This is a genomic window from Actinosynnema sp. NPDC023658, assembly GCF_040639995.1.
Taxonomy (GTDB): Bacteria; Actinomycetota; Actinomycetes; order Mycobacteriales; family Pseudonocardiaceae; genus Actinosynnema.
The window spans coordinates 2950-10747 of sequence record NZ_JBFAAX010000184.1 but is presented as its reverse complement, the minus strand read 5'-3'; the positions used below and the strand labels follow the sequence as shown (position 1 = coordinate 10747).

Sequence of the window (7798 nt, the reverse complement as noted above, 5' to 3'; positions counted from 1 at the left end):
GCGCCCCCGGCAGGATTCGAACCTGCGACCTCGGGATTAGAGCGAGACGCCTGCCATCGTCCGTTGTGATCGGTGGGTGCCGGCCCTCACCTGGGCAGACGCCCTACGCGGGTCCAGCGTTGCTGACCGTCCCCAACGGTCGTCTGCCGTTGTTTCGCAGGGGTAATGCATGGAGACGATCTTGGTCTCTGCTCATAGCCTGACGGATTTTTGGCCGTCTCTCCCGTCGTATGCCACCCTCCCAGCACCCGCCCCCACCAGTCCGCTTAGCGTCCGCAACCGACGGCCGTGGATCGTGCTTCATAGTCGTCTGCCGTCGTTTCATAGCGCAAAGTGTGGCATGAATCATGGTTAACAGCTTGCACGAAGCTGGACGGCACCTACTGTTCGCTGCATCCCGCCGACTGTCATCGTCACCGGCGGAGGCGAGTTCCTCAGGTGCGCACCCACTAGCCATAACTTGATGGCAACCGCGCTAATCTACGCCGATGACCATCAGAAGGATCGCGGCAGACCGCCCCTCGAGAAGAGCGCTCGGCCACCTTGATGTCACCATTGACGACCTACGGGCACTGATGGAGCTATTGCAAGCAAAGACTCACGCAACCAGTCCAATCGTCGCAGAGTTCGACGAAGGCGAGTTTGATTCGGCATCAGACATCAAAGATCTGTCAGACGTAAACCTTCTGCGAATAGCAGTAAAGGCCCCTGAAGTTACAGTAGTCCTGGCGGCTAACAAAGCTGAAGCCGTGGGAAGTCGCGAACTTGTTGACTTCGTCTTCAATGCATGGGCCCGGCAGAGGCAGGCAAAGTTCCGACCGCCGACATGGAGTAAGTTTGACCAAATTGGGACCAAGATCTTCCCGTTTATAGCTATTGCTGGAGTTATATACCTCTTCTCGATGATCATACCTGCAGCTCGGGCAAATGATGCTGAATGGTCGCTATTTATTTTTGTTGGCCTGTTCGGATTTGCCGGTTGGATCGCCATTACGGCAAATAAGTCGAACCGCGAAGTCATGTCCTATGCGCGAATCATTCCAATCTCCGCCGATGAAATGCGAAAGTATCAGAGAGATCGTCAAACTCCCCGCTGGGCACTCTATGTCTCCATTGCAGCACTGGCCGCCTCTTTGGCGTTCAATGTAATCACGCTTATCAAAAAATGGTGAACCATATAACTGATACGTCAATCGCTTCATTAAAAAGGGTTTCGTGTCATCCCGCCGACCTGGCTCGCCCCAACCACGCGTGTCAAGGGGGCACCTTCCGTCCTACAGGACTGTAGGGCTGGGGCCGCCCCCTTGACGCGTGTGGTTGCCCTCGTGGAGGTCGGCGGGATGACACGAAACCCGGCCCACGCTGGTGGCCGAGCTGGCGGTGTCCTCCGGTCATCCTGCTGGCCTGCCCGTCCGGCGAGGACATCTCTTTCGTCTTGCGGGGCCTGCCGGGGTCGGTCGCGTCTCCGGCCGCCGGCGGGCCAGGGTGGCGGAGCCGGGCCCCTGGCCCTTGCCGAGCGGCCTGGGCGGAGCGGCGTGAGCGGCCCCGGCAGGGGCCGCCTTGATGAAGAAAAGAAACTTTGAACACGGGCATCACTGCGGGGCGGCGTCGTCAGTGGGAGATTGGTCCCCGCGGATTCGCCGCCCGCGCTGGCGTCTTAAGGCTTGAGGCCTTGGCGTGCGCGGGTTCCCGCCCGCAGCTCGTGGTAGCTCGAAGCGAAGCTCATCCACCAGCCGCGTGCATCGGACGAGGTAATCGCCTGCGCCAGTTGCTTCGCGGACTCCGTGCGCAGCGCCTGGATCGAAGTGTCTTGCCAAGGTTCGCTGCCGTAACCCTGGGTCGCGTACTCCGTTGCTTGGAGCAGAGTTTCGATCTTGTCGGCGTCATGGGCCACTTTGGACTCTAGAGTCTCCGCGTCTTCGTACTCAGCGGTGATGTCCTGGAACACGGTGGCAAGCTCGTCGGGCATCCCGGCTGTCTGGTGAGCAGTGACGGCCTGCGGGATAGCGGTGGTGACGTAGGCCCGGCCTACCGAGGGAACGTCGCCTATCCGAGCTTCGTGCACGTCATGCATGAGGCACAGCGCAGCCGTTCGGCCGGGGTCGGCACCTTCCATGGCGGCAAGCGCCATGCCGACGAGGCCAACGCGGAACGAGTGTTCAGCGACGCTTTCAGGCTGCCGGATGCCGAGGAGTAGCCAGCCGGAACGGGGCAGGTTCTTCAAGTGGCCAGCTTCGTGCAAGAACGCGGCCAGTCCCACGAGTGGGTGCGTCTGGCCTGGGGCTACCGGCAGGCTCGCCTGGCCCGTGACGTAGACGCCACCACCGGGTCGGCTTTGCACGAACCCCTCGTCGCGCAACATGCGGATCGCAGACCCGATCGTCGCTCGGGTCACTCCGAAGAACTTGGCCAGCTCGTCCCCTGTCGGCAACTGGGCCTCTGGTTCGAGCTCGCCGGAGAGGATCGCCGCCCGGATACTCGCCGCGATCTTGATGTACGGGCTCCGGGGGTCGTCCGGGTCGATTGGCTGCATGGCGGGAGCCTACCTGTTTAGACAGGTCTCTGTCCTGTGCGACACGCTTGACAGCTTGCGTAGACAGGACTAGTTTGAGTCTAGACAGGTTGCGAAGCTGGTTAGCCAGCTCGCCTGACGAACGGAGGTTGGCCGTGCGTGACATCCCGGTGGTGCTGAGCGGTTGGCGGTTGATGGTGACCGAGGAGCCGACGCTGAAGACGCGTGAGGTGGATGGCGCGTCGGAGATCGTGACGGACCGGGACGGTGTGTCGCAGTTCGTGGTGTCGGTGTTCGCGAAGTCGAAGGGGCAGAAGGGGGAGGAGATCCGGGTGACGCTGGGGACCGACCCCGGTGCGGGCTTCGACGAGGGCACGTTGGTGGAGCTGGTAGGGGCGACGGTGTCGCCGTACAGCTTCAAGAACGGCAAGGGTGAGACCGTGTCGGGTCTGGCGTGGCGTGCGGTGGGTCTCAAGTCGCTGGGCTGATCCGGCCCTCGTCTGTCCTCCGTTTCGATAATCGGGCTCCTGTGGCCATGTGAACCGCTCCGGGTTGTCGGGGTAGGCCGTGCTGCCGTAAGCGGGAGTGTCCGTTTGTTCTTTGAGAATTCCACAGTGGGTAGATCCATGCCTTTTTCCGGCACCGGTTCATCGGGTGCCGGGAGATTCGTTGCCCCCGGCGCGTGGGGTATCCAGTGCCGGGGGCTTTGTGTCTCCCGTTCCTTACGGAAATGAGGTGGTGTGGTGGAGATCGTGAACAAGGTTGCGCAGGAGAACTACGCGACGTTCCGGGCCGCAATCGTGTTGTTGCAGGAGACGGTCGACGAGCACGTGCGGGGTTTCATCGCCAAGGCGGAGGACGCGGAGATCCCGTCCGAGGCGTGGGCGGTGCCGACTGCGGACGAGCTGAAGTCGTTGTGTGACAAGGCTGTCCGGGAGATCGAAGAGTTCACCAAGGACGCCAGGAAGTACGAGGCGGACCTGGTCGCGAAGAACTGGAGGGTCTGACCATGGCTGCTCGTTACGGCGCGAACCAGGCGGTCGATGCGATCGACCAGGCGATGAAGCAGCTCGGGGAGGCGGTGGACGGCATGCCGTTCGCGCGGTTCCGCTTCGCGGGTCAGCACAAGGCGGTCACGCGGGCGGTGGCCGATCTGTCGGTCGCGATGGCGGACGTGAAGCCGTACCTGAAGGACGACTAGTCGCGTCCGGCGGCATTTTCCTTGTCGGAGGCCCGATCACGCCATGGCGGCTGGTCGGGTCTCCGGCTTCCACGACCACATAATCGGAAAGGCGGCTGTCATGCCGAAACCGACGCGTAGTGCGGGATGGGAGTTCCGCGCGATTAAGTGGGGTTTCCAGCACCCCGGCATGGCGACGATCCCGCCGGGTGTGGCGGCTGCGGTCGCCAAGAGTGCGGTGGAATTGGGGTTGCCGACCACCGGCGGTATCGCCTGCGGGGCGTTGGCCGGGGTGGCGGGCTGGTATCGGGGTCACCCGGCCTCGTTCGACCGGGTGGCCGCGCCGTGGCTGCGGGCGGTGCGCCGTCGCTGGCTGACCTATGTGGGTCGCCGGTGGGCGGACATCCTGATGGACTGCGAGCTGGTCACGGTGAACCGGCGTACGGACGCGATGGTGGTTCCGCGCATCCTGCGGGTGCGGTCGGCGTCTCCGTCGATCGACACGATCCACGTGCGGCTCAACCGGGGTCAGACGCCGTCGATGTTCGAGGAGCGGGCTGACGCCCTGGCGCACGCTCTGCTGGCGGAGCGGGTCGCGGTGGTGAAGATCAAGCCGCAGGTGGTCGGCCTGGTGATCGAGCGGGAGAACCCGTTCGACGCTGACCCGATCCCCGCGATCGAGCTGCCGCACGCCGCCGACGAGGTCGACCTGACCGCGATCGAGCTGGGCGACACCGAGTACGGCACGGCCTGGACCCAGTCGTTCGTGGGTCAGCACCTGTTCGTGGCGGGGGCGACTGGGTCGGGCAAGGGGTCGCTGTTGTGGTCGCCGTTGCGCGGGATGGCTCCGCTTCTGCGGGACGGCGTCGTCCTGCCGGACGTGATCGACCTCAAGGAGGGGATGGAGACCGAGATCGGTGCTCCGCTGTTCCACCGCCGCGCGATCGAATGGGACGACGCGGTATCGGTGGTGGAGTCCTTCCGCGACGAGCTGAAGGTGCGGCAGGCCGAACTTCGGGAGCGGGGCAAGCGCAAGTTCACCCCGACTGTCGAGACGCCGTTGCGGCTGTTGCAGATCGATGAGCTGGGCATGATGACCAGCTACGGCCCGGCGTCCGAGGTGCGCGGGGTGCTCAAGCTCCTGGCCGAGATCATGACGCAGGGCCGTGCGGCGGGGTTCGGCGTGTGCGGTTACGTGCAGGAGCCGACCAAGGACACCGTTCCGGTCCGGGAGCTGTTCACCGCGCGGGTGTGCCTGTCGGTGACCTCGCAGAGCCAGGTGGACATGGTCCTGGGTGACGGGATGCGGCTGCGCGGCGCGTTGGCGGACGAGATCCCGTTGGATCCAGCGCACGCCGGTATCGGGTTCGTGGTGGAGCAGGGCTCCCGCAACCCGCTGCGTGTGCGGGCCTCCTACCAGTCCGACCAGGACATCCGTGACCTGGTCGCGTTCGTGACCTCGGGTCGTCCGCGGCTTCACGCGGTCGCCTGACCTCTCGCCTTCGACGCGGCCGGATCCGTTGCCGCGCAAGCACATCCCGTACTCCGGAGTGGAGGAGCAATCATGTGGAACCTGGGTATCCGGCTGTGGGCGGCGTGGCGGTTCGCGCTGTTCCTCGGCCTCGTCGCCGGGGTGCTGTTCGTGGTCTACCAGGTCGACGGGTTCGGCGCGTTCTTCGGCTGGACGGTCGTGCTGGCCCTGGCCGGTGTCGTGGCGGTGTTCTACATCCTGCGCGACTTCGTCCGCCGTGAGGTCGACCACCGACGCGGGCGGTTGTGATGGCCCGCCGAGTCGACCCCGGTCAGATCGACCTGTTCGCTGACGCCGCCGACCAGCCCGCACCTGTCGCGGTGTCGGCGGAGCGGGGCCGACCGTCCGGCTACGGCGGCACCCCGGACCTGACGGTCATCGTGCTCGACCAGATCCTCGACGGTCTGATCGGGCAGCTCGACCCGTCCGGCCGGGTGGTCGTGCTGGGCGGCGACGGGCACTGCCGTCACGCCGACGACGACGTGACCGACGTGGTCGAGTCCCTGCTCACGCAGCGCTACGCGGCACAGGGGGAGTTCACCACCCAACTGCACGGTGCCATCCGCAGGAACGTCTACCAGGTCAAACTCACCAACGCCGGACACAGGATCCGCACCCGGTGGTTCCACCTGCGGGGTGTGCGGTGAGCCGCGTCGACCGGTTCACCTTCGACCTCAAGCAGCCCGCCCATACCGGCGCGGCGTTGCTGGTCGAGATGTCGACGTTGCGGCTGATCAGCGGGTTGGCGGCCGAGTACGACGACCTGGTGCGCCGCTACGCCGACGACAACGGCGAACTGCCCGACGTCAGGGCCGTGCAGGCCGCCGAGATCGCTCACCGGCTGCACGTGCTGCTGGGTGAGGAGTCCGAGCACTACCACCGACTGTCCATGGAACACCGAGAAGGAAGGCGGCACCGCTGATGCCCGGAACCGCGAACGACATCCCCTGGCCGGACTGGACCAGGAACAACCCGCCCGACGAGCTGAAGCCCGTGATCGACAAGTTACTGCGCATGGCCATCGCGGACCGGTTGCACACCCGTGGCGGCGACGGAACCGGCACCTGGGGATGGTTCCTCGACCACGGCACGCAGGCACGGGCGGCCACCCTCGACGAGTCGGAGGTCATCTGGCTGTTGGAGGAGCACGGCTGCCTGGTCCCGGGGCAGACGCGGGTGTTGAAGGACGAGTCCGGGGAGCCGTTCAACGCCGAGCTGATGGAGATCACCCCTGCCGGGCGCGGCCTGTTCGAGCGGCTCAACCCGAAGTCCGCGCGGTGAGTCCGGTGCGGGACGACGCGTGGCCTCCGGCCGCGATGGAGACCGATGTCTACCTCGTCCTGTGGATCGCTCGTGACGGGGCGCTGTACATCCAGACCGGAGCGTCCCTGCCTACGGCATGGACTTCGTACTCCCGCGAACCCGCCTGCCGGCTCACCCCGGCGCAGTCGGCGGCGCTGGCCGCGTTGCTCGATCGCGGGGTGCTCGTCCGCACGTGGGGCGCGGCCTTGATCGACGAGGCGGACGAGGTGATCTCCGCCGACGCGGTCGAGATCACCGCCACGGGCCGCGAGATGTACGAACGCTTACAGACACCGTCACAGAGGAGGTGAAACCGTTGCAGGTCAACGAAACCGACGAGATCGACGTTCAGGCCGGGGTCACCAGGCGGGTCGTGGGCCTGCGCCGCAAGCGCGCCGAATCGGCCCAGCTCCGGGGCCTGGTCGACGACCCGGACATGGTGGCGGTGCGGATCGAGTCGCAACGCCGTTTGATCACGCGCGGCATGTGGTTCTTTCTGGCCCTGGGGCTGGGGTTCACCACCGCCGGGGTGCAGGACTTCCTGGGCGGTCACCGGCTGATCTCCGACCCGTTGTGGTGGGCGGCGTGGCTGGCCGAACCGATGCTGGCAGGCATCCTGATCATGCTGTTGGTGTTCGAGTCCGAGGTGCTGCACCGGGGCGTGCCGGTCGACAGCCGGTGGGTGGACTGGCTCAAACGCATCCTGCTGACCTCGACGCTGTTCATGAACGTCTACCCCACCATCGCGGTGCGCGCCGGTGAGCGGTTCGAGGTCGGCAACCTCGCCATTCACGTCATGGTGCCCGTCGTGGTGTTCGGCGTCGCGGAGGTCATGCCGGTAATCCAGCAGCGCATGAACCAGGCCGTCACCGACGCCTACCGCGCCGCCAACACCACCACCACGCCCCAACCCTCCCCAGCACCCACCGCCACGACCGTGCGGCCGGTCCAGACGGCGCTGGCCACCGGAACCCGGCTCAAGCTGCCGGACCCGATCCGCGACGCCGTCCGAGCCAAGGTCGACCAGGTCACCGCAGAGGGCCGCACGCTGACCGCCGACGACGTCCGCCAAGCCGTGCGCGTCCCGGCGGACCTAGCCGATCGCATCGTGGCCGAGGTCGCGGCCCGCAACGGACACGCCTTCACCTGATCCACGGCAGGAACCCCCTACCTGCCCTCATGAGCGGGGGAGCTCCCAGACCCAGGGCCGGCCCCCCCCCCACCGAATCGGGCAACGAGGTTAGAACAGGTGTTCAACCACGAAAAACACCAA

General features: G+C 65.7%; 12 protein-coding genes. 11 read left to right on the top strand and 1 reads right to left on the bottom strand.

Annotated features, from left to right (window positions below; genetic code table 11):
* The first annotated feature begins 488 nt into the window (after positions 1-488).
* A complete protein-coding gene (locus AB0G02_RS19785; RefSeq protein ID WP_360796297.1) occupies positions 489-1172 on the top strand; it encodes a hypothetical protein in 684 nt (227 codons plus the stop codon).
* A 485-nt stretch (positions 1173-1657) separates the two neighbouring features.
* Here AB0G02_RS19785 and AB0G02_RS19780 read toward each other — a convergent pair whose 3' ends face one another.
* Entirely contained in the window at positions 1658-2533 is an 876-nt protein-coding gene (locus tag AB0G02_RS19780) for an HD domain-containing protein (protein WP_360796294.1), read from the bottom strand.
* 134 nt (positions 2534-2667) lie between these two features.
* Here AB0G02_RS19780 and AB0G02_RS19775 point away from each other — a divergent pair, with 134 nt between their 5' ends.
* From AB0G02_RS19775 to AB0G02_RS19730, 10 genes are all read left to right on the top strand, one after another.
* Positions 2668-3000 (top strand): hypothetical protein, encoded by a 333-nt coding sequence (locus AB0G02_RS19775; RefSeq protein ID WP_360796292.1) that lies wholly within the window; start codon positions 2668-2670, stop codon positions 2998-3000.
* A gap of 264 nt (positions 3001-3264) precedes the next feature.
* Positions 3265-3519 carry a hypothetical protein gene (locus AB0G02_RS19770; protein ID WP_360796289.1) on the top strand — a complete coding sequence of 85 codons (255 nt, stop codon included), beginning with the start codon at positions 3265-3267 and terminating at the stop codon, positions 3517-3519.
* Positions 3520-3521: 2 nt separating this feature from the next.
* Positions 3522-3713, top strand: coding sequence for a hypothetical protein (locus AB0G02_RS19765; protein ID WP_360796286.1), 192 nt, complete (start codon positions 3522-3524; stop codon positions 3711-3713).
* 169 nt (positions 3714-3882) lie between these two features.
* A complete protein-coding gene (locus AB0G02_RS19760) occupies positions 3883-5184 on the top strand; it encodes a cell division protein FtsK (RefSeq protein ID WP_360796283.1) in 1302 nt (433 codons plus the stop codon).
* Positions 5185-5256: 72 nt separating this feature from the next.
* Positions 5257-5472: a hypothetical protein gene (locus tag AB0G02_RS19755; RefSeq protein WP_360796280.1), complete on the top strand. Its 216-nt coding sequence runs from the start codon at positions 5257-5259 to the stop codon at positions 5470-5472.
* On the top strand, positions 5472-5870 hold the full coding sequence (locus tag AB0G02_RS19750; protein WP_360796277.1) for a hypothetical protein: 399 nt from the start codon (positions 5472-5474) through the stop codon (positions 5868-5870). Before AB0G02_RS19755 ends, AB0G02_RS19750 begins: the two co-directional genes overlap by 1 nt.
* Positions 5867-6145 (top strand): hypothetical protein, encoded by a 279-nt coding sequence (locus AB0G02_RS19745; protein ID WP_360796273.1) that lies wholly within the window; start codon positions 5867-5869, stop codon positions 6143-6145. The genes AB0G02_RS19750 and AB0G02_RS19745 overlap by 4 nt, the downstream gene beginning before the upstream one ends.
* Positions 6145-6504, top strand: a complete 360-nt coding sequence (locus AB0G02_RS19740) for a hypothetical protein (RefSeq protein WP_360796270.1) — start codon at positions 6145-6147, stop codon at positions 6502-6504. Before AB0G02_RS19745 ends, AB0G02_RS19740 begins: the two co-directional genes overlap by 1 nt.
* Positions 6505-6509: 5 nt before the next feature.
* Positions 6510-6836 carry a hypothetical protein gene (locus AB0G02_RS19735; RefSeq protein ID WP_360796267.1) on the top strand — a complete coding sequence of 109 codons (327 nt, stop codon included), beginning with the start codon at positions 6510-6512 and terminating at the stop codon, positions 6834-6836.
* A gap of 5 nt (positions 6837-6841) precedes the next feature.
* The gene (locus AB0G02_RS19730) at positions 6842-7675 is read left to right on the top strand and encodes a hypothetical protein (RefSeq protein ID WP_360796264.1); all 834 of its coding nucleotides are present in this window, start codon (positions 6842-6844) and stop codon (positions 7673-7675) included.
* The last annotated feature ends 123 nt before the right edge of the window (positions 7676-7798 follow it).